Source organism: Streptomyces sp. NPDC048278, from assembly GCF_040652195.1.
GTDB lineage: Bacteria > Actinomycetota > Actinomycetes > Streptomycetales > Streptomycetaceae > Streptomyces.
Map to the genome: position 1 here is coordinate 13,684 of NZ_JBEZLP010000001.1, position 19,008 is coordinate 32,691.

15 protein-coding genes are annotated in these 19,008 nt (G+C 72.6%); 6 read left to right on the forward strand and 9 right to left on the reverse strand.

Annotated features, from left to right (window positions below; all coding sequences use genetic code 11):
* Positions 1–67 precede the first annotated feature (67 nt).
* Positions 68–4,147, forward strand: a complete 4,080-nt coding sequence (locus AB0D74_RS00060) for a discoidin domain-containing protein (RefSeq protein ID WP_362578235.1) — start codon at positions 68–70, stop codon at positions 4,145–4,147.
* On the opposite strand, the gene AB0D74_RS00065 is transcribed toward AB0D74_RS00060, so the two are convergent.
* Positions 4,144–4,779 carry a TetR/AcrR family transcriptional regulator gene (locus AB0D74_RS00065; protein ID WP_362578238.1) on the reverse strand — a complete coding sequence of 212 codons (636 nt, stop codon included), beginning with the start codon at positions 4,777–4,779 and terminating at the stop codon, positions 4,144–4,146. The two genes, AB0D74_RS00060 and AB0D74_RS00065, sit on opposite strands and share 4 nt — an antisense overlap.
* Before the next feature lie 163 nt (positions 4,780–4,942).
* Between AB0D74_RS00065 and AB0D74_RS00070 the strand changes: the two genes are divergently transcribed.
* Positions 4,943–5,704: a glucose 1-dehydrogenase gene (locus tag AB0D74_RS00070; protein ID WP_362578241.1), complete on the forward strand. Its 762-nt coding sequence runs from the start codon at positions 4,943–4,945 to the stop codon at positions 5,702–5,704.
* 31 nt (positions 5,705–5,735) lie between these two features.
* On the opposite strand, the gene AB0D74_RS00075 is transcribed toward AB0D74_RS00070, so the two are convergent.
* Positions 5,736–6,428, reverse strand: a complete 693-nt coding sequence (locus AB0D74_RS00075; RefSeq protein ID WP_362578244.1) for a glycoside hydrolase family 75 protein — start codon at positions 6,426–6,428, stop codon at positions 5,736–5,738.
* A 424-nt stretch (positions 6,429–6,852) separates the two neighbouring features.
* On the opposite strand from AB0D74_RS00075, the gene AB0D74_RS00080 reads away from it, so the two are divergent.
* Both AB0D74_RS00080 and AB0D74_RS00085 read left to right on the forward strand, forming a co-directional pair.
* A complete protein-coding gene (locus tag AB0D74_RS00080; RefSeq protein WP_362580113.1) occupies positions 6,853–7,776 on the forward strand; it encodes a fibronectin type III domain-containing protein in 924 nt (307 codons plus the stop codon).
* A 206-nt stretch (positions 7,777–7,982) separates the two neighbouring features.
* Positions 7,983–8,534, forward strand: coding sequence for a hypothetical protein (locus tag AB0D74_RS00085; protein ID WP_362578247.1), 552 nt, complete (start codon positions 7,983–7,985; stop codon positions 8,532–8,534).
* Here the strand turns inward: AB0D74_RS00085 and AB0D74_RS00090 are convergent.
* The 4 genes from AB0D74_RS00090 to AB0D74_RS00105 form a co-directional block, all read right to left on the reverse strand.
* Entirely contained in the window at positions 8,531–9,082 is a 552-nt protein-coding gene (locus AB0D74_RS00090; protein ID WP_362578250.1) for a PadR family transcriptional regulator, read from the reverse strand. The genes AB0D74_RS00085 and AB0D74_RS00090 overlap by 4 nt on opposite strands.
* A 22-nt stretch (positions 9,083–9,104) precedes the next feature.
* Complete coding sequence (locus AB0D74_RS00095; protein ID WP_362578253.1) at positions 9,105–11,120, reverse strand: NADPH-dependent 2,4-dienoyl-CoA reductase; 2,016 nt, start codon at positions 11,118–11,120, stop codon at positions 9,105–9,107.
* A gap of 155 nt (positions 11,121–11,275) precedes the next feature.
* Positions 11,276–11,650 carry a hypothetical protein gene (locus tag AB0D74_RS00100; protein ID WP_362578255.1) on the reverse strand — a complete coding sequence of 125 codons (375 nt, stop codon included), beginning with the start codon at positions 11,648–11,650 and terminating at the stop codon, positions 11,276–11,278.
* Between the two features lie 110 nt (positions 11,651–11,760).
* Complete coding sequence (locus AB0D74_RS00105; RefSeq protein WP_362578259.1) at positions 11,761–12,633, reverse strand: hypothetical protein; 873 nt, start codon at positions 12,631–12,633, stop codon at positions 11,761–11,763.
* Between the two features lie 274 nt (positions 12,634–12,907).
* Between AB0D74_RS00105 and AB0D74_RS00110 the strand changes: the two genes are divergently transcribed.
* Together AB0D74_RS00110 and AB0D74_RS00115 are read left to right on the forward strand one after the other, a co-directional pair.
* The gene (locus tag AB0D74_RS00110; protein ID WP_362578262.1) at positions 12,908–14,986 is read left to right on the forward strand and encodes a SpoIIE family protein phosphatase; all 2,079 of its coding nucleotides are present in this window, start codon (positions 12,908–12,910) and stop codon (positions 14,984–14,986) included.
* Between the two features lie 163 nt (positions 14,987–15,149).
* On the forward strand, positions 15,150–15,899 hold the full coding sequence (locus tag AB0D74_RS00115) for a hypothetical protein (protein ID WP_362578265.1): 750 nt from the start codon (positions 15,150–15,152) through the stop codon (positions 15,897–15,899).
* Between the two features lie 129 nt (positions 15,900–16,028).
* On the opposite strand, the gene AB0D74_RS00120 is transcribed toward AB0D74_RS00115, so the two are convergent.
* The 3 genes from AB0D74_RS00120 to AB0D74_RS00130 all read right to left on the reverse strand — a co-directional run bounded on the left by AB0D74_RS00120 (position 16,029) and on the right by AB0D74_RS00130 (position 18,931).
* The gene (locus AB0D74_RS00120; RefSeq protein WP_362578268.1) at positions 16,029–16,706 is read right to left on the reverse strand and encodes an alpha/beta hydrolase; all 678 of its coding nucleotides are present in this window, start codon (positions 16,704–16,706) and stop codon (positions 16,029–16,031) included.
* Between the two features lie 246 nt (positions 16,707–16,952).
* Complete coding sequence (locus AB0D74_RS00125; RefSeq protein ID WP_362578271.1) at positions 16,953–17,738, reverse strand: putative protein N(5)-glutamine methyltransferase; 786 nt, start codon at positions 17,736–17,738, stop codon at positions 16,953–16,955.
* Between the two features lie 137 nt (positions 17,739–17,875).
* Positions 17,876–18,931, reverse strand: coding sequence for a hypothetical protein (locus AB0D74_RS00130; protein ID WP_362578274.1), 1,056 nt, complete (start codon positions 18,929–18,931; stop codon positions 17,876–17,878).
* Between the last annotated feature and the right edge of the window lie 77 nt (positions 18,932–19,008).

Sequence of the window (19,008 nt, forward strand, 5' to 3'; positions counted from 1 at the left end):
TGTTCGAGGCGGGGCGCCCGGAGCCGATTCGGCCCGTTCCGCCGCATTCTGATGGGACGTCAGAACCATGACCGATCAGTCGGATCCGTCGCGCCGTCCGTCGCGGCGTTCCATAGTCGCCACGGGCTCCACCCTGCTGGCCGGGTTCGGACTCGGCTCGGTGCTCCCGGCGCCGACCGCGTCCGCCGCTCCCGCCGGCACCCGGGCCGAGCCCGCCGCGCCTGCCGCGTCTGCCGAACTCGCGCTCCACCGGCCCGTCTCGGTCTCCTCGACCGCCTACGCCGCCACCCCGGGGTCCTTCGCCGTCGACCGGCTCTCCGCGCCCGGCGTGCGGGGCAGCGGCTGGCGGGCCGGGGACGGCGACCCGCAGTGGATCGCCGTGGACCTCCAGGCGAGGTGCGAGGTCACCCGGATCCGCCTGACCTTCGAAGCCGACGCGAGCGACCCGGTGTTCACCCCGCCGGCCACCGGAAACCCGGCGGACGGCACCACCGGCAAGGAGATCCTGTCGAGCTACGCGCTCGACTTCCTGGTCGAGACGTCCCTCGACGGGAAGTCGTGGACGAGCGTCCACCGCACGACCGCCGGCACCGGCGGCGTGGTGGACGTCCGGCTGCCCCGCCCGGTCCCGGCCCGCCGGGTGCGGATGACCTGCCGCAGGCGCTCCAGCCCCCTGCCGCTGGGCCTCAACGGCTTCGAGGTGTACGGCATCCCCCAGGGGCACCGCCCCGCGGCGACGGGCTGGACCGACTGGGGCACCCGGCACGGCTCGGCGCCCGAACTGGCCGTCGCGGACGACGGCACCGTGCCGGTGGAGTCCGGCTGGCGGCTCACCCTCGACGACTGGGCGGGCGCGGACGGTCCCGGCCTGTCGCAGACCGGCGTCGACACGAGCGGCTGGCTGCCCGCCACCGTCCCCGGCACGGTCCTGGGCTCCCTCGTGGACCAGGGCAGGCTGCCCGACCCGGTGTCCGGCCTGAACAACCTGCGCGTCCCCGAGGCGCTGTCCCGGCACTCCTGGTGGTACAAGCGGGACTTCGAGCTGCCGCGCGGCCTGCGCACGGGGTCCGGCCGCCGGATCTGGCTGGAGTTCGACGGCGTCAACCACACGGCCGACATCTGGCTGAACGGCGAGCATGTCGCCGACCTGACCTACCCGTTCGCCCGCTCCTGCCACGACGTGACCCGGCTGCTCGCGGCGGACGGCGCGAACGCGCTGGCCGTACGGATCACGCCGATGCCCGTGCCCGGCAGCCCCGGCGACAAGGGCCCGCTCGGCGAGTCCTGGGTGGACGCGGGCGCCGGGCAGATGAACCTCAACTCCCCCACCTACCTCGCCTCTTCGGGCTGGGACTGGATGCCGGCCGTCCGCGACCGCGCGGCGGGCATCTGGAACCACGTCCGGCTCAGATCCACCGCGCAGGTCGTCATCGGCGACCCGCGCGTGGACACGAACCTGCCCGGTCTGCCGGACGTGTCCGTCGCCGAACTGACCGTCGTCGTCCCCGTCCGCAACGCCGGCTCCACGGACCGCTCGGCGACGGTGACCGCGGCCTTCGGCGACGTCCGGGTCTCCAGGGCGGTCACCGTGCCGGCCGGTGGCGCCGTCGACGTCGTCTTCGCCCCCGACGCCTTCGCGCAACTGCGGCTGCGCGAACCCCGGCTGTGGTGGCCGAACGGCCTGGGCGAGCCGGACCTGTACGACCTCACGCTCACCGCGTCGGCCGACGGCACCGAGAGCGACCGGCGCACCGTCCGCTTCGGCATCCGGCAGTTCGGCTACGAGTACAAGGTGCCGCTGCCGTTCACCGCGACCGGCGACGCGTACACCCAGTCCGTCACCTTCGACCGGCAGCAGGCCCGGCACGTCCGCGTCGACTGCCGTACCAGGGCCACCTCCTGGGGCAGTTCGCTGTGGACCCTTGCGGTCCGGGACAGCGTCCGGCAGGCCACCGACCTCGCCCTGCACGCGACCGCCGACGCCTCCAGCACGGACGGCGACGACCACGGCCCGGCCAACGTGACGGACGGCGACCCGGGCACCCGCTGGTCCTCGACGTACGAGGACGACCAGTGGATCAGCGTCGACCTGGGCTCGGCGCAGTCCTTCGACCGCGTCGACCTCACCTGGGAACGGGCGTACGCGAACACCTTCGTGGTGCAGGTCTCCGCCGACGGCACCGAGTGGACCGACGTGCGGGCGGTGGACAACTCGGCGGTGCCGCTGCCGTTCAACGACGGCAACGCGAGCCTCCAGGTCGAGGACTTCGACCGGCGGACCGCCCGCTACGTCCGTATCGACTGCGGCCTGCGCAAAACCAGTTGGGGCAACTCGCTGTGGTCGCTGGGCGTCATCGACAGCACGGGTCCCGGCACCGACCTCGCCCTGCACCGGACGGCGACGGCCTCCACCGAGGAGTCCGACCACCCCGCCTCGAACGCCACCGACGGCGACCCGGGCACCCGCTGGTCCTCGCAGTACGAGGACCACCAGTGGATCCAGGTGGACCTGGGCGCCGCGCGGGACTTCGACCGGGTGGCGATCGTCTGGGAGACCGCGTACCCCAAGTCGTACGTCATCCGGGTCTCCGACGACGGCGAGCGGTGGACCGACGTCAAGTCCGTCTCCAACGCCCCCGATCCGCTGCGGATCACGGTCAACGGGGTGCCGGTGCTGGCCCGCGGCGGCAACTGGGGCTGGGACGAACTGCTGCGCCGGATGCCGCCGGAGCGGATGGACGCGGCGGTGCGGATGCACCGCGACATGAACTTCACCATGATCCGCAACTGGGTCGGCAGCAGCGACCGGGAGGAGTTCTTCGCCGCCTGCGACCGGCACGGCATCCTCGTCTGGAACGACTTCCCGAACGCCTGGGGCATGGACCCGCCGGACCACGACGCCTTCGACTCGATCGCCCGGGACACCGTGCTGCGCTACCGCATCCACCCCTGTGTGGCCGTCTGGTGCGGGGCGAACGAGGGCAACCCGCCGGCCGCGATCGACCAGGGCATGCGCGAGGCCGTCGAGCAGCAGGTGCCCGGGCTGCTCTACCAGAACAACTCGGCGGGCGGCATCGTCACGGGCGGCGGCCCCTACGGCTGGGTGGAGCCGGAGAGGTACTTCGACCCCGCCACCTACGGCAGCAAGGACTTCGGCTTCCACACCGAGATCGGCATGCCGGTCGTCTCCACCGCGGCGAGCCTGCGCAACCTGACGGGCGACGAGCCGGAGTGGCCCGTCGGCGGCGCCTGGTACTACCACGACTGGAGCGAGCGCGGGAACCAGGCGCCGCAGAACTACAAGGCGGCCGTCGAGACCCGCCTCGGCGCGACCACCGACCTGGACGACTTCGCCCGCAAGGCGCAGTTCGTCAACTTCGAGAACACCCGCGCCATGTTCGAGGCCTGGAACGCCAACCTCTGGGACAACGCCACCGGCCTGATGCTGTGGATGTCCCACCCGGCCTGGCACAGCACCGTCTGGCAGACCTACGACTACGACTTCGACGTCAACGGCACCTACTACGGCGCCCGTTCGGCCTGCGAACCGCTGCACGTCCAGGCCGATCCGGTGAAGTGGCAGGTCCTCGCGGTCAACCACACCCGCACGGACCTCCGCGGCGCCACCGTCACCGCCCGGCTGTACGACCTGTCGGGGCGGCAGCTCGGCGCCGGCCGGACCGCGAAGGTGGACGTGGCCCGGGCCGCCACCGCCGAGGCGTTCACCGCCGGCTGGACCGACGGCCTGCCCGACCTGCACCTGCTCCGGCTTACCCTCGCGGACGCGGGCGGCGGGGAGCTGTCCCGGAACACGTACTGGCGTCCGCGCGACCCCGCCGCCCTCCAGGCGCTCAACCAGGCCCGGCGGGTCACCGTGTCCGTCGCGGCCGGGCAGCCGTCCCGTTCCGGGGACCGGCACACCCTGACCGCCACCGTCCGCAACCGCGGCTCGGCCGTCGCCGCCATGGTCCGGCTGTCCCTGGTGGACGCGGCGAACGGCCACCGCGTGCTGCCGACGCTCTACAGCCACAACTACCTGTGGCTGCTGCCCGGCGAGACACAGACCGTCAGCGTCTCCTGGCCGTCCCGGGCCCTCCCCGCGGGCCGTCCGGAGCTGCGGGCGGAGGCGTACAACGGCCGTCCCTAGGCGAGCCCCTCCGCCGCGACCGCGAGGGCCGAGCGCATGGTCGCCGTGAGCTCGGCCTCCGCGGTGGCGGGGTCCGTTCTCTCGTCGGCGACCCGCCAGGCGTAGTGCTCGACGGCCGCGCGCAGGGCCGCGTTGAACATGGCCGCCTGGATGGTGGGCCGCAGGTCGTCGGCGGGCAGCCCGGAGCGTTCGGCGAGGGCGCGGGCGAACGCCGGTTCGGCCTCGTCGTAGGACTGCAGCCACTCCGCGCGCAGGCCCGGTTCGACCCGGGTGAGCCGGACCAGGGCGCCCATGGTGGCGCGGTCCGGGCTGCGCACCAGCCGGCTGTCCGTCGGTACGGCGTCCGCGAAGGCCTCCTCCAGCGGCTGGCCGGGGCGCCAGGCGCGCAGGCAGTCGGCAACGGCCTCGATGCCGGCCGCGAACAGTGGCCGTACGCAGGCCTCCTTGCTCGGGAAGTAGCGCCACACCGTGCGCGCCGAGACGCCGACCGCCTGCCCGATCTGCTCGCCGGTGGTCGCGGCCACGCCCTGGGCGACGAACAGGTCCACGGCGACGCGGGCGATCTCCAGTCTGGTCTCGGCCTTGCGTTCCTCGGTCAGGGGCGGGCGTCCCGTGCGTCCCCCTGCGGTCATCTGTCCCTCCCGTGCCGGTGGCTGCTGCCCCGTGATTCTCCCCGAGGCGGCGGGGCGACGGAAAATTCAGGCCACGACTTTATGTCACTCGCAGACATTAAGTCGTATGGTGTGAGCCGCACCGGGCGCAGAGCGCCCACGAACCACCTGATGGGAGCACCACATGGCCAGCGGACTCGACGGGCGCGGCGTCATCGTCACCGGCGCGGGATCGGGGATCGGGCGCGCCGCCGCCCTGGCCTTCGCCGAGGAGGGGGCGCGGGTCCTGGTCGCCGACCTGAACGCCGAGACCGCGGGCGCGACGGTGACGGAGATCGAGAAGGCGGGCGGTACGGCCGTGGCCGTCACCGGCGACCTCAGCGAGCAGTCCGTGGTGGACCAGGTGGTGGCGACCGCGGTGGAGCGGTTCGGCGGGGTGGACGTCCTGGTGAACAACGCCGGGATCATGGACCGGATGTCGGCGCTGGCGGACGTCGGCGACACCGAGTGGGAGCGGGTGATACGGGTCAACCTCACCGCGCCCTTCCTGCTCACCCGGGCCGTGCTGCCGCACATGCTGGCGGCCGGCCGGGGCGCGATCGTCAACACCGCCTCCGAGGCCGGCCTGCGCGGCAGCGCGGCGGGGGCCGCCTACACGGCCTCGAAGCACGGTGTCGTCGGCCTGACCAAGAGCCTGGCCGTGATGTACCGCAACCAGGGCATCCGGGCCAACGCCATCGCCCCCGGCGGCACCAGGACCGGCATCCAGATCGACCTGGAGGACGGCGCGCACGGGCCGGCCGCGCTCGGCCCGTACTTCGGCAACGTGGGCCAGGTCTCCGAGCCGGAGGACCAGGCGGCGGCGATCGTGTTCCTGGCCTCGGACGCGGCGAGGAACATCAACGGCGCGATCCTGCCGGTGGACAACGGCTGGGCGGCCGTCTGACCCGCACCGCCGGGGGCGGCCGGCCCGCCGGTCAGCCGCCCTCGGTGAACTCCTCGGCCAGCCGCTCCCCCTCGGCCTCCGCCTCCGCGCGGTTCTCGATGGGCTCGACCGCCGAGTGCTTGAAGACGATGTAGGTGACGCCGGACGGCACCCCGCCGGCCCGCGGGTCGGGGTTCACACCGAGCGCCTTCGCGGTGGCGTAGGAGGCCTCGCCGATGATGTCGCGCGGTCCGGTGTCGCCGACGACCGCGTACTGCACGCGGCCCTTGTAGATCACCGCGGCGACCGCGCCGCCCCGGACGCCGGACTTCCGGTGGTTCCAGCGGCCACTGGGGCCGGGTACGACGACGTAGGGCAGTTTCTCGGCGTTGAGCTGGCGGCCGTTGGACTGCTGGTAGGCGGTGGCGGCGGTGAACGCCGGGTCGGTGGAGCGGTTGCAGTGGGCGGTTCGCTGGCCGTCGCAGTCGATGTCGAGGTCGGCCTTCCAGAAGACGGCCTGCCGGGTGCCGCACACGGGGACGGTGGCGGCGGTGTTGGCATCGGAGCGGTAGCGGCCCCTGGAGACCTGGGTGCACTCCCGCACCCGGGCCAGCAGGTCGGCGGCGGAGATCCGGTGGCGGCCACCGGGGGCCGCGTACGAGGCGGCGGGGACGGAGGCGGGCAGTGTGGCCGGGGCGAGCAGGGCGGCGCCGGCCGCGGCCAGCGTCAGCGACTGGACACGCACGATGAGGGACCCTTTTCGTGGGGGACATGGAGTCACCCGGAACAAGATGGTGCGGGTCCGGCGGCCGGGCCAGCACGTGGAGGCTGTACAGGGCCGTTCGGCGCAACGAAACTGACACTTCGTGAGCGGACGCCGAGGGCCGGGGCGCTGGGCCGGTGCCGGCCCAGTCCGCCCCGGCCGCCCGTGCCGGCGCGGGATCAGCGACGACAGCGTTCCGCGCCACAGGCGCGAACTCCCCACTTCTGCCAGGAAGTTCGACCGCAGGACCCTCAGCATACGTAACTCTCCCCCGGCGTCCGCAATACGGCCCTCTTGATGTCCGCATCCCGGGCAGGTCATATTGGTCCGGACCATTGCCGTGCTGCCGACCCCGGGAGGCGGAACCGTGCGCCGAGTCGCCGTCGTGGTCTGTGCCCTGCTGTTCATGACGTCCTGCGGCCTGGGCGGGGCCGCCGACGGCGACAGCGGCCGGCTGCCCGGCGCCCCGACGGGGGTGACCGCTGCGGCCGGTAGCGCCACCAGCGTGCACGTCATGTGGAACGAGCTGCCGGAGGGTTCCGGGATCCGTGCCTACGAGGTGTATCGCGGCACCACGAAGGTCGAGGAGGTGCCCGGCTCCCAGCACATGGTGGACGTCCCCAGGCTGAAGCCGTCCACGGCGTACGTGTTCACCGTGCGGGCCCGGGGCGGGGACGGCAGCCTCGGGCCGCGCAGCCGTGCGGTGCGGGCGACCACCCCGGCGATGGTCGCGGCCGACCGCTCGGCACCGACCCGCCCGGCGCGCCCGGTGGGCCGCGCCGTGGGCAGCCGTATGGTGCAGCTGTCCTGGGGCGCCGCCACGGACGACCGGGCCGTGGTGTCGTACGACATCTGGCAGGGCGGCGCCAAGATCCACAGTGTGGGCGGGAACCAGACCGCGGCCGTGGTCATGGGGCTGCGGCCGGGCACCCGCTATCTCTTCACCGTCCGGGCCCGGGACGCGGCCGACAACCTCTCACCCGCGAGCACGGCGGTGCGTCTCACCACGCCGGGCAGCGACGACGGCCGGGACACCGCGCCGACCGCGTTCACGGCGCGCACCCACGAGGACAGCGGGGCCTGCTACCTCGACCTGGCCTGGGACCCGCCGCAGGTGGACGGTGTGGTCACCGAATACCAGATCCGGCTCGACGGCGGTACGACCACCTCTCTGGTGTGGGGCGGCACTCCACCGAAGGGACGGTCGACCTACAGCTTCTATGTGGGCCGCGACCATGGGGTCCGGCACCAGGTGCGGCTCCGGGCGCGGTTGCCCGACGGCACCTGGGGCGGCTGGTCGGTCGAACGGACCGTGACGACAGGAGCCTGACGGGGAAGCGGACGGGCGGCGGACGGGCGGGAGGCGGACGCGCGTCCCGGCCTGGGCCGGCCGGAGGAAGAAGTCACCTGGCCGGTCGCCCTCCGGGTGCGGGACGCGGCGGGGCCCCGTTCGCTGAACCTGAGGCAGCACGGACGTTTCCCCACCCTCGGCGGCGCACGGGACGTTCCGCCAACCGTGCCGCCGGAGGGCAGACCATGCGCACTACACGACTTCTCCTCCGCTCCGGCCTGACCCTGGCGGCAGCCGCCGCCGTCCCGACCTGGCTCGCCGGCCCGTCCGCCGCGCTCTCGGGCATCTCGGTGAGCACCATCGGCACCACGGTCTCGGTGGTCACCAGCGCCTGCACCCAGTCCAACGGCAGCTGGGGCAACGCCTCGCTGCTCAACAGCGGTCAGACCGCCTTCGCCCAGGGACGGCAGGCGGCCCTGGCCGGCACCACGGTGAGCCAGTCCGCCGCCTGGTCGGGGGTGTCGCCGGGCACCTACACGGTGGTCGTCGTCTGCTCCAACGGCGGTACGGCGGGCACCCAGTCGGTGATCGTCTCGTCCGCCCCCGCCACCCCGACGACCTCCTCCACCACCAGGACGGCCCCGCCCGCCCCCGCCCGGGGCGTGATGGGCGGCCTGGGCGGCGCCGCCCGCGACTACGGCCCGCTCACCCTCGGCATCGGCGCCGCACTGGTCGGCTCGGGCGTCATCGCCACGGGCTGGTACCTGCGCAAGCGCTCGAAGCCCTACCGGCTCTAGGACCGGGACGGGTCAGGAAGATCGCCGAACTCCTCCAGGGCATCGCCGAGCCACTGGGTCCAGAAGGTCTCCAGGTCGATGCCGGCCCGCAGCACCAGGTGCCGCAGCCGGTCCTCGGGGGCGTCCCTGCCCGGCGGGAAGTCGCGGCGCTGGATCTCCTCGTACTCGGCCAACTGCCGCCGGTGCAGCTCCAGATGGCGGCGCAGGTCGGCTTCGAGACCGTCGGTGCCGACGACCGCCGCCGCGCGCAGCCGCAGCAGGAGCACGTCCCGCTGCGGCTTGGGGTCCTGGGCGGCGGCGGTCCAGCGGGCCAGTTCGGCGCGGCCCGCGGGCAGGACCTCGTAGCTCTTCTTCTGCCCGCGGGCCGGCTGCTCGGCGGGCAGGGTGCGGATGTAGCCCTCGGCCTCCAGCTTTCCGAGCTCGCGATAGATCTGCTGGTGCGTGGCCGACCAGAAGTAGCCGATCGACCTGTCGAACCTGCGGGTCAGCTCAAGCCCCGACGACGGCCTTTCGAGCAGGGCGGTGAGGATCGCGTGCGGGAGTGACATGGGCTCATCCTAGGGACGGCCGCTACAGGGCGGCGGCCAGCTCGGTGCCCTGCTTGATGGCCCGCTTGGCGTCCAGTTCGGCGGCGACGTCGGCACCGCCGATGAGGTGCGCGCTGCAGCCGGCGGCGACCAGCTCCTCGTACAGGCCCCGGCGCGGTTCCTGCCCCGTGCACAGCACCACGGTGTCGACCTCCAGGACCGTGCTCTCGCCGTCGACGGTGACGTGCAGGCCGGCGTCGTCGATCAGGTCGTACCGCACGCCCGGGACCATGGTGACGCCCCGGTGCTTGAGCTCGGTGCGGTGGATCCAGCCGGTCGTCTTGCCGAGCCCGGCGCCGACCTTGCTCGCCTTGCGCTGGAGCAGGTGCACGGTGCGCGGCGGCGCCGGGCGCTCGGGGGCGGCCAGGCCACCGGGGCCCTGGTAGTCCATGTCGACGCCCCACTGCCTGAAGTACGTCGACGGGTCCTCGCTCGCCTTGTCGCCTCCGTCGGTGAGGAACTCGGCGACGTCGAAGCCGATGCCGCCGGCGCCGAGGATCGCGACCCGGTCGCCGACGGGGGCGTCGTCGCGCAGCACGTCGAGGTAGCCGAGGACGCGGGGGTGGTCGATGCCCGGGATGTCGGGGGTGCGCGGGGTGACACCGGTGGCGACCACGACCTCGTCGTAGCCGGTGACGTCCTCGGGCTCGACGGTCGTGTTCAGCCGTACGTCCACGCCGTGCGCGGCGAGCTGGTGGCGGAAGTAGCGCAGGGTCTCGTCGAACTCCTGCTTGCCGGGGACCTTGCGGGCCACGTTCAGCTGGCCGCCGATCTCGGCCCCCGCGTCGAACAGGGTGACCTGGTGGCCGCGTTCGGCGGCGGAGACCGCGCAGGCGAGGCCGGCCGGTCCGGCGCCGACCACCGCGACGCGCTTCCTCATCCGGGTCGGGGCGAGGACCAGCTCGGTCTCGTGGCAGGCGCGCGGGTTGACCAGGCAGGAGGTGATCTGCCCGCTGAAGGTGTGGTCGAGGCAGGCCTGGTTGCAGCCGATGCAGGTGTTGATGGCCTCGGGCGTGCCGGCCGCGGCCTTGTTGACGAAGTCGGGGTCGGCGAGCATCGGGCGGGCCATGGAGACCATGTCCGCGAAGCCCTCGGCGAGCAACTCCTCGGCGACTTCCGGGGTGTTGATGCGGTTGGTGGTGACCAGCGGCACGGACACCGCGCCCATCAGCTTCTTGGTGACCCAGGTGTACGCGCCGCGCGGGACGGAGGTGGCGATGGTGGGGATGCGGGCCTCGTGCCAGCCGATGCCGGTGTTGATGATGGTCGCCCCGGCGGCCTCCACGGCCCGGGCGAGGGTGATCACCTCGTCGAGGGAGGAGCCGCCGGGGACCAGGTCCAGCATGGACAGCCGGTAGACGATGATGAAGTCGTCGCCGACGGCGGCACGGACCCGGCGGACGATCTCGACGGGGAACCGCATCCGGTTCTCGTACGAGCCGCCCCAGCGGTCGGTGCGCCGATTGGTCTGCGCGGCGACGAACTCGTTGATGAGGTAGCCCTCGGAACCCATGATCTCGACGCCGTCGTAACCGGCCTGCCGGGCGAGGCGGGCGGTACGGGCGTAGTCGTCGACGGTCCGCTCGACGTCGGCGTCGGTCAGCTCGCGGGGGGCGAAGGGGCTGATCGGGGCCTGCAAGGGGCTCGGGGCGACCAGGTCGCGGTGGTAGGCGTACCGCCCGAAGTGCAGGATCTGCAGCGCGATCCGGCCGCCCTCGCGGTGCACGGCCTCGGTGACGGTCCGGTGCCGCCCGGCCTCCTCCTCGGTGGTGAGCTTGGCACCGCCCTCGTAGGGCCGGCCCTCGTCGTTGGGTGCGATGCCGCCGGTGACGATGAGGCCCACTCCCCCGCGGGCCCGGGCCGCGTAGAACTCCGCCATCCGCTCGAAGCCGCGCTCGGCCTCCTCCAGGCCCACGTGCATGGAGCCCATGAGCACGCGGTTGGGAAGTGTGGTGAAGCCGAGGTCGAGGGGTTCCAGCAGGTGGGGGTAACGGCTCATGGGGGCCTCCGTGCGCGGTGTCGTCACCGTAGTTGTAGAGGACCGCGCACGGTTTATGCAACTAGTTGCATAAGGAGGGAGGGGGTGAGTGCTGTGGCATGTCACATACCACTGCGTGTGACATGTGACATATCACTGGGTTGTCACCCAGTGCCCTACGCCCCTCGGCTCTCCAGCAGCACATGCAGCTCCTTCTCCTGGTCCCCCGACGCGGACGACAGGTTCCGCACGGCGAACAGGGAGTCGAGGGTGGTGTGGAGCCGGCTGATCGCCCAGTACCCGCCCTGGGCGTCGGCCTCGACCGGGGCCGAGAGCCGGGGCGGGAGGGTGCACTCGTGGGCGTCGGTGACCTCGAACGTGCCGAGCCACACCATCGGGCGGGTCTCGTGGAGCTGTTGCGGCACGTCCTCGGCGGCCCGGTCCGACTCGAAGCACTGGCACAGCGCGTCGAACACGATCCGGGCGTCCTCCTTGCTGCATCCGCTGATCTCCAGCGAGACGGGTTCCTCGTGCAGTCGCTCACGGACCATCGTGATCGCTCCTCTCATGGCGATGGCGTGGTAGCACGGGTTCCCCCGCGAACCACGCCATGCCAACAGAAAAGCACCCTTTTCGGGGCGGGCACCACTCGCGGTGGGGCTCAGCTCCGGGTGAACTTGTAGGTCTTGCTGTCCGTGAGGACGCAGAAGCCGGGCGACATCACGATGACGCGCAGGGTGCCGGTGCGCCGGTCGTAGTCGATGCCCTCGGCCTCGAAGGTGCCCGAGCAGGAGCTGCGCAGCGGCAGCTGGCGCAGCGCCGTGACGTGCCCGGTGACATCGGCCGAGCCGGGCTGGGCGGACAGGTCGATCTGGAGCAGCGGCTTGGTGTAGCCGAAGAGGCTGCCGTCCGGGTCGTCCGAGGAGCACAGCAGGGTGGTGGCGCTGGAGAAGTCGCAGCCCTGTACGTCGCGCACGGCGTGGTCGAGGTTGACGACGGACGCGAGCGGGAGGTTCGCGGACGGCGAGGTGCTCTTGTTGGCGCCCGGTGTCGGGAGGACCAGGAAGCGGGTCATCGTGCCGTACTCGCCGGAGAGCATGTACTGGCTGTCGGGGGTGATGGCGGACCAGGAGTTGTTGAGGGCCTCGCCGGAGGCGAGCGTGTGGACGTACTCCGACCAGGTGCCGTCGGGGGCCTGCACCCGGTACATCTTGGCGGTGCCGGAGTCCGCCTGGTAGGGCTCGACGAAGTAGCCGTCGTAGGACTCGTCGGGGTCGCCGACGTGGTTCCAGCCGCGGCTGGAGACGCTGAGCGGGATGGTGCCGATGCCGGTGTACCGGTTGGGGCTGTTGGCCGGGACCTCGACCGAGGTCAGGCCCTGGCTCTCGGTGAGCGCATCGGCGTGGTCGGAGCCGGTCTCGGTCCAGGTGTCGGCGGCGGAGGCCGGGGCGGCGGTGGCGAGGACCAGGGTGGTGGCGAGGGCGACCAGGGCGGTCAGGCCTGCGCGACAACGTTGCCGGGTGGACGCGGGCATGGAAGCCTACTCCTCGGTATCGGGGGGTGGGACGCGCGTGCGCCGGTCAGTCTCGCGCGGGCCCCATGGACATGTACAGATCAATGGCAGGACAGGAAAGTGAACTCACGCCCCTGCCGCCCCTGTGGTCACTTCGCCGTACAGATGCCGCCGTGTTGAGAGATGGTGGAAAAGTCGGCGGTGACATCGGAGAGTCGGGTGTGAGCGCGATAGAACAAGGGGAGTCGGCACGGGGGACGGCGTGCCGTACGGAAGTCCGAAGGCGGTGCGTGCGATGAGTCCAGCCGAGGCCTCGGTGCCGGGGGGCCGGGAGCCCCTGCGCGGGCCCGTGCGGCCGGGCGGGCTGCTGGACGTCCTGAGCGTGGCCTCGGTCGTGCTGGACGCCAAGGGCCGGATCGTGCTGTGGAGCCCGCAGGCGGAGGAGCTCTTCGGCTACTCGGCGCAGGAGGCGCTCGGCCAGTACGCCGCACGGCTGATGGTGCACGAACGCCACATCGAACTGGTCGGCAAGCTGTTCGCGGACGTGATGAGCACCGGGCGGAGCTGGGCCGGCGGCTTCCCGATCCGCCACAAGGACGGCTCCACCCATGTGGTCGAGTTCCGCAACATGCGGCTCACGGACGACAACGGCGACGTGTTCGCACTGGGTCTGGCCGCCGACCAGTCGACGGTGCGCCGGCTGGAGCAGGACGTGGCGCTGTCCGAACGGATCGTGCAGCAGTCGCCGATCGGACTGGCCGTCTTCGACACGGACCTGCGGTTCGTGTCGGTCAACCCGGCGATGGAGCAGATGAACGGTGTCCCGGCCGCCGAGCACGTGGGGCGGACGATCCGCGAGGTACTGCCCTCGCTGGACGCCGATGCCCTGGAGTCTGCCTACCTGCGGGTGCTGCGGACCGGCGAGCCGGTCATCGACCATTCGGCGGTGGGCCGTACTCCGGCCGATCCGGACGCGGAGCACATCTGGTCGGTGTCGGTCTACCGGCTGGACGACGCGCTGGACAACGTGCTGGGCGTGGCCACCTCGGTGGTGGACATCACCGAGCCGTACCGGGCCGGGGTCGAGGCCGAGCAGGCGCGTCGCCGGCTTGCCGTGATCGCCGACGCCTCCGCCCGTATCGGCACCACTCTGGACCTGGGGCGCACCGCCCGGGAGCTGGCCGACGTCGCCGTGCCGGAGCTGGCCGACGTGGCGGCCGTCCACCTGCTGGACACGGTGGTCGAGGGCCGGCGCAGCACGCTCGGCCCGGCGGAGCCGGCCGTGCTCCGGGCCCTCGCCGTGCGCGCGGAGCAGCAGGCGGACGCGGTCCAGGCCGCCGACGCGCCGGGCACGGTCGCCCGGTACGCGCCGGACCGGCTGATCACCGAATGCGTCCGGGGCGGGGAAGCCGTCGCCGTGCCGCAGGTCAAGGACGAGGACCTGGCCCGGATCGCCCCCTCCTCCGAGGCCACGGTGCTGCTGGGCCGGGCCGGGGTGCACTCGTATCTGGCGGTGCCGCTGATCGCGCGCGGCGAGGTGCTGGGCGCCCTCGATCTCAAGCGCACCCGCAATCCGGCGTCCTTCGACGACGACGATCTGCTGCTGGCCCGGGAACTGGCGGCGCGGGCGGCCGTGCAGATCGACAACGCCCGCTGGTACGAGAACGCCCGCACCACCGCGCTGACCCTCCAGCGCAGCCTGCTGCCCACGCATCCCCGGGTCACCCCCGGTCTGGAGGTCGCCTCCCGCTACCAGCCGGCGGGCGCGACCGTCGAGGTGGGCGGCGACTGGTTCGACGTGATCCCGCTGGACGGCGACCGGACGGCGCTCGTGGTGGGCGACGTGATGGGCAGCGGCATCAACGCGGCGGCGACGATGGGCCGGCTGCGCACCGCGACCACCACCCTGGCCGCGCTGGGCCTGGATCCGGCGGTTCTCCTCGAACACCTGGACAAGACCACGTCGGGCCTCGACCATTCCATCGCGACCTGCGTGTACGCCGTGTACGACCCGCGGCTGCGCCGGTGCCGGATCGCCAACGCCGGCCATCTGCCCCCGGCCCGGGTCCGCCCCGGCCGTCCGCCGGAACTCCTCGACCTGCCCACCGGGGTCCCGCTGGGCGTCGGCGGGGTCGCCTTCGCCACCACGGCCGTCGACTTCGAGCCCGGCGACGAGCTGGTGTTCTACACCGACGGCCTGGTGGAGACCCGCAGGCATTCCCTGGACGAACGCCTCGACGAACTGCTGGCCCTGCTCGACGGCCCCGCCCGCCCACTGGAGGACGTCTGCGACCTGCTGCTGCGGGAGCTGCACCACCCCGACAACCACGACGACGTGGCCCTGCTCATCGCGCGGGCCCGCAGCCTGCCGTAGCGGGGGGGGACGCCGGGGCGCCGGACTCCCCGGTGCGGATGCGTCGAATTCACAGAATTCACAGGAATTGATTACCGGGTTCTTATCGGTTCCCTCGCACAATTCACAGAGAGGCATGCGTCGTGCAATGCCGCGTGCCGCCGTTCGCCGATGGGAGCGAGCCGTGACGCACGAACCGGAGCAGGAACACCGCCGTGACGTCGACGGCACCGAGCCGTCGATCCCGCCGATGCCCGACCGTCCCCCGCAGGCCGCCGCGCCCGGGTGGGAGGCCCCGTCAGAGGTCCTCTCGGGGCCGGGGCCGGACCGCGAGCCGGGCGTACCGCTGCGCGACCGGTGGCGCCGCCAGTCCTTCCGCGTGCGCGCGGTGACCGTGGCCTTCGTCGCCGGGGCGCTCGCCCTGGGCGGCACGGTGGCGTTCGCCGCCGGCTCGGGCGGCAGCGGCTCCGCCGCGTCCCCGGCAGCCTCCGGTGCGCCGTCGGCGCCCTCCGCACCGGACGGGCGCGGCCCCGGCCACGGCTGGTTCGGGATGGGCGGCATGGGCGTGCACGGCGAGGCGACCGTCAAGGACCCGGACACCGGCAAGTACGTGGTGCGGGTCTGGCAGCGGGGCACGGTCGAGAACGTGGACGGCGACCAGGTCACGGTGAAGAGCGACGACGGCACGTCGTGGACGTGGACCGTGGGCTCGGACGTCAAGGTGCGGGGCGACTCCGACACCCTGAAGAAGGACGCGAAAGCCTTCCTGATCGGCACCCGCGGCGACGGCGGCAAGCCGACCGCGTCCGGTGCGTTCTCGGGCGACTTCATGGGCATGGGCCGCGGCGGCATGCACGACCGTGGCGGCCCGTGGCAGCGCCCCGGTGACCGGTCGCCGTCGCCGAGCCCTTCGGGGAGCGGGGCCACCACCTAGTGCCGTGACCGGGCCGTCACCCGGTGCGGGCCGCGGCCTGACGGCCGCGGCCCCGGAACCGGGGCGAACAGGCTTGTTGCGGGCGGGGGTTCGGACCCGGCGTCACCGCGGGCCGTCACCCCGGCGGTGTCAGTGCGCCGCCGCCAGGATCGCGTCGGCGACGGCCTTCGGCTGCGAGACCATGACCAGGTGACCGGCGCCGGCCACCGAAGTCGTCGTGGCACCCATGCGTTCCGCGACGAAGCGCTCCAGGTCCGGCGGGATGATCTGGTCGTTCTCCGCCACGACGAAGTGCGTGGGGTGCTCGCGCCAGGCCGGCGGTCCGGACACGAAACCGAAGCGGGCGACGTCGCTCGCCCCCTGGACGGCCGCCAGCACCCGGGCTTCCGCCGGGTCGACGTCCGGGCAGAAGTACTGGGGGAAGACGTCCTGCGGAAGCGTGAAACGCCCCTGCTTGTCGATCTTGAAATGGGACGCGGAGGGAAGTTGGCCGAAAGGCTCGCCCAGACTCTGCGCGCTCTCGCCCTCGTCCGGGGCGAACGCGGCGACGTACACCAGGGCACTCACGTTCGGCGCGGCGTGCGCGGCCTGGGTGATGACGACGCCGCCGAAGGAGTGTCCGACCACGACGACCGGGCCGTCGAGTTCGTCGAGCACGCCGCGGACCTTGGCGACGTCGTCGGGGATCGACGACAGGGGCTGCTGGACCGCGACGGTCTCGTGTCCGGCGTCCTGCAGAACCGGGATGACCTTGCTCCAGGACGACCCGTCCGCGATCGCTCCGTGAACGAGCAGGATGGTTGCCATGAGTGTGCCTCTCCTATGACCAGGACGGACGATGCACCGTACCGTCGGACCACGCCGTCGTGAGCGTGCGGCGGTGGATTTCGGCGTCCCGTTCCGGTGTGCTCCGTGTCTGACTGCTTGCCGCCGACCGCAGTACAGATCCTGCCGACCGGAGCGCCTCGCCACCCGCTTCGCCGGCCGAACGGCACGAAGAGGCAGTCGCCCCTTCACCTGGGGGCAGAGAGGCGGTCCGCCCGGGGCGCGGTGTCAGTCACACACCCCGATCACGACGTTCGCGTACAGCTCCTCCGAGTCCTCCAGCCGCGTGGTCAGTCCGGCGCGGCGGAAGGTCTCGACGGCGTCCTCGGCCTGGCGTTCACTCGTCTCGACCAGGACGCAGCCGCCGGGCGCGAGCCACTCGCGGGCCCCCGCGGCGACCCTGCGCAGAACCTCGAGTCCGTCGCCGCCGCCGTCCAGGGCGACCAGCGGCTCGTGCTCGCGGGCCTCGGCGGGCAGCAGCCCGATCTCGTCGCTGGGGACGTAGGGCACGTTGGCGGCGAGGATGCCGATGCGACCGCGCAGGGCGGCGGGCAGGGCGTCGAACAGGTCGCCGACGTGAGCGTGGCCGCCGTAGGGGGCGATGTTGCGGCGGGCGCAGCCGACGGCGGCCGGATCGATGTCGGCGGCGTGCAGTTCGACGTCGCCGAGGGCGGCGGCGAGGGCCGCGCCGACCGCGCCGGAGCCGCAGCACAGGTCCACGACGACGGACGCGCCGGGGGCCTGGGCCAGGGCCTGGTCGACCAGGAACTCGGTCCGGCGGCGGGGCACGAACACGCCGGGTTCCACGAGGACGCGCAGTCCGTGGAACTCCGCCCAGCCGAGGACGTGTTCGAGGGGCTGACCGGCGGCGCGCCGGTCCACCATGGCGGCCAGCTCGCCGGGGGTACGGGCGGTGGCGAGGAGCAGTTCCGCCTCGTCCTCGGCGAAGACGCAGCCGGCCGCGCGCAGCGCGGAGACGACGGCGGAGGCGGTGGTTTCGGAGAGTGAGGTCATCACCGGGGAGCCTAGCCGGACGCCGATACGCCGGTCATATGGTTAACCGCCCGCCGGACCGCCGCGTGCGGGGGGGGCCGACGGGCGGTCGGACGGGCGGACGGTTCCGGCGTTCGGCCGGGGAGACTGGCAGGCGGTCAGACGCCGACCGTCTCCTCGGTCTCCTCCTCGGCTTCCGCGGCCTGCTCGATCAGGCCGGCAGGGGACTCCGGTACGACCACGGCGGCGGCCGGTGCCGCCTTGGCCCGCTCGTAGGCCGCGGCGACGGCGGTGACCGCGAGGCCGACCAGCAGCCAGACCGCGAGGGTCCACACGTTGCGGCTCAGGCCGTCGCTGCCGAAGTACAGCAGGCTGCGGACGCCCTCGACGAAGCCGGCGCCGTTCCAGAAGGCGTGCAGGGTGCCGAAGAAGCCGTTCTGCAGCTCGGGGCGGAACAACCCGCCGGAGCTGGTGAAGTTGAGCATCACGAAGAGCACCATCATGGTCAGCGTGGTCCACCGCTTGAGGAAGGTGTGCAGGCCGACGCCGACGAGGAGGATGCCGGCGGAGTAGAGCCAGGCCATGCCCCAGACCCCGGCCAGGTCGTGGTGGGCGAGGTGGAACACCGGGCCGGCGAGGAACGCGCCGATGCCGCTGACGACGGCGGAGACACCGAGCGCGAGCAGGGCGCGGATCCGCATGGGGAGCGCCGCGCCGGCCGCGCCGAGGGCGGCCACGGAGGCGTAGGAGCCGATGCTCACGGCGATGAGCAGGAAGAAGAGGCCCTGTCCCGTGGGGTCGTCGGCGACCGGCTCGGCCACGTCGGTGACCTTGAGGGCGGCGCCGTTCTTCTCGGCGACCGGGGTGAAGACCTTCTCGACGGCCGTGGCGCCCATGTCGGAGGCTGCGCTGGCGACGATCAGCTCCGGAGTCCTGGCGCTCGGTACGTACGCGCCGGTCACGGTGCGGGACCTGAGCAGGGCGACGGCCGCGGCGCGGGTCGGGACCGTACGGACGTCGAGCTTGTCGCCGGCGGTGTCCTTGATGGTCTGCGCCAACACCTTCGCTTCCGGTCCGGCGCCGACCACGGCCACCGGCATGTGGTTCGGCTCCGGGTGGACGAACGCGCCCATATAGGCGAGCCCCATACCCAGGCACATCAGCAGCGGGGTGATCAGGTGCGTGAGCACATGGCGCAGTGCCGGTGACCTCATCGCGTACGACCTCCAGAACCTACGGGCCAAACTGGTTGGCTTATACAACTCACTGTCAAGTTGTACTATACAACTAG

Coding starts and splice junctions, on each gene's coding strand:
- AB0D74_RS00095 (WP_362578253.1), bottom strand. CDS start 11,120: ATGAGCCGTTACCCCCACCTGCTGGAACCCCTCGACCTCGGCTTCACC.
- AB0D74_RS00060 (WP_362578235.1), top strand. CDS start 68: ATGACCGATCAGTCGGATCCGTCGCGCCGTCCGTCGCGGCGTTCCATA.
- AB0D74_RS00090 (WP_362578250.1), bottom strand. CDS start 9,082: ATGTCACTCCCGCACGCGATCCTCACCGCCCTGCTCGAAAGGCCGTCG.
- AB0D74_RS00125 (WP_362578271.1), bottom strand. CDS start 17,738: ATGACCTCACTCTCCGAAACCACCGCCTCCGCCGTCGTCTCCGCGCTG.
- AB0D74_RS00065 (WP_362578238.1), bottom strand. CDS start 4,779: ATGACCGCAGGGGGACGCACGGGACGCCCGCCCCTGACCGAGGAACGC.
- AB0D74_RS00100 (WP_362578255.1), bottom strand. CDS start 11,650: ATGGTCCGTGAGCGACTGCACGAGGAACCCGTCTCGCTGGAGATCAGC.
- AB0D74_RS00120 (WP_362578268.1), bottom strand. CDS start 16,706: ATGGCAACCATCCTGCTCGTTCACGGAGCGATCGCGGACGGGTCGTCC.
- AB0D74_RS00110 (WP_362578262.1), top strand. CDS start 12,908: ATGAGTCCAGCCGAGGCCTCGGTGCCGGGGGGCCGGGAGCCCCTGCGC.
- AB0D74_RS00105 (WP_362578259.1), bottom strand. CDS start 12,633: ATGCCCGCGTCCACCCGGCAACGTTGTCGCGCAGGCCTGACCGCCCTG.
- AB0D74_RS00080 (WP_362580113.1), top strand. CDS start 6,853: ATGACGTCCTGCGGCCTGGGCGGGGCCGCCGACGGCGACAGCGGCCGG.
- AB0D74_RS00085 (WP_362578247.1), top strand. CDS start 7,983: ATGCGCACTACACGACTTCTCCTCCGCTCCGGCCTGACCCTGGCGGCA.
- AB0D74_RS00070 (WP_362578241.1), top strand. CDS start 4,943: ATGGCCAGCGGACTCGACGGGCGCGGCGTCATCGTCACCGGCGCGGGA.
- AB0D74_RS00130 (WP_362578274.1), bottom strand. CDS start 18,931: ATGAGGTCACCGGCACTGCGCCATGTGCTCACGCACCTGATCACCCCG.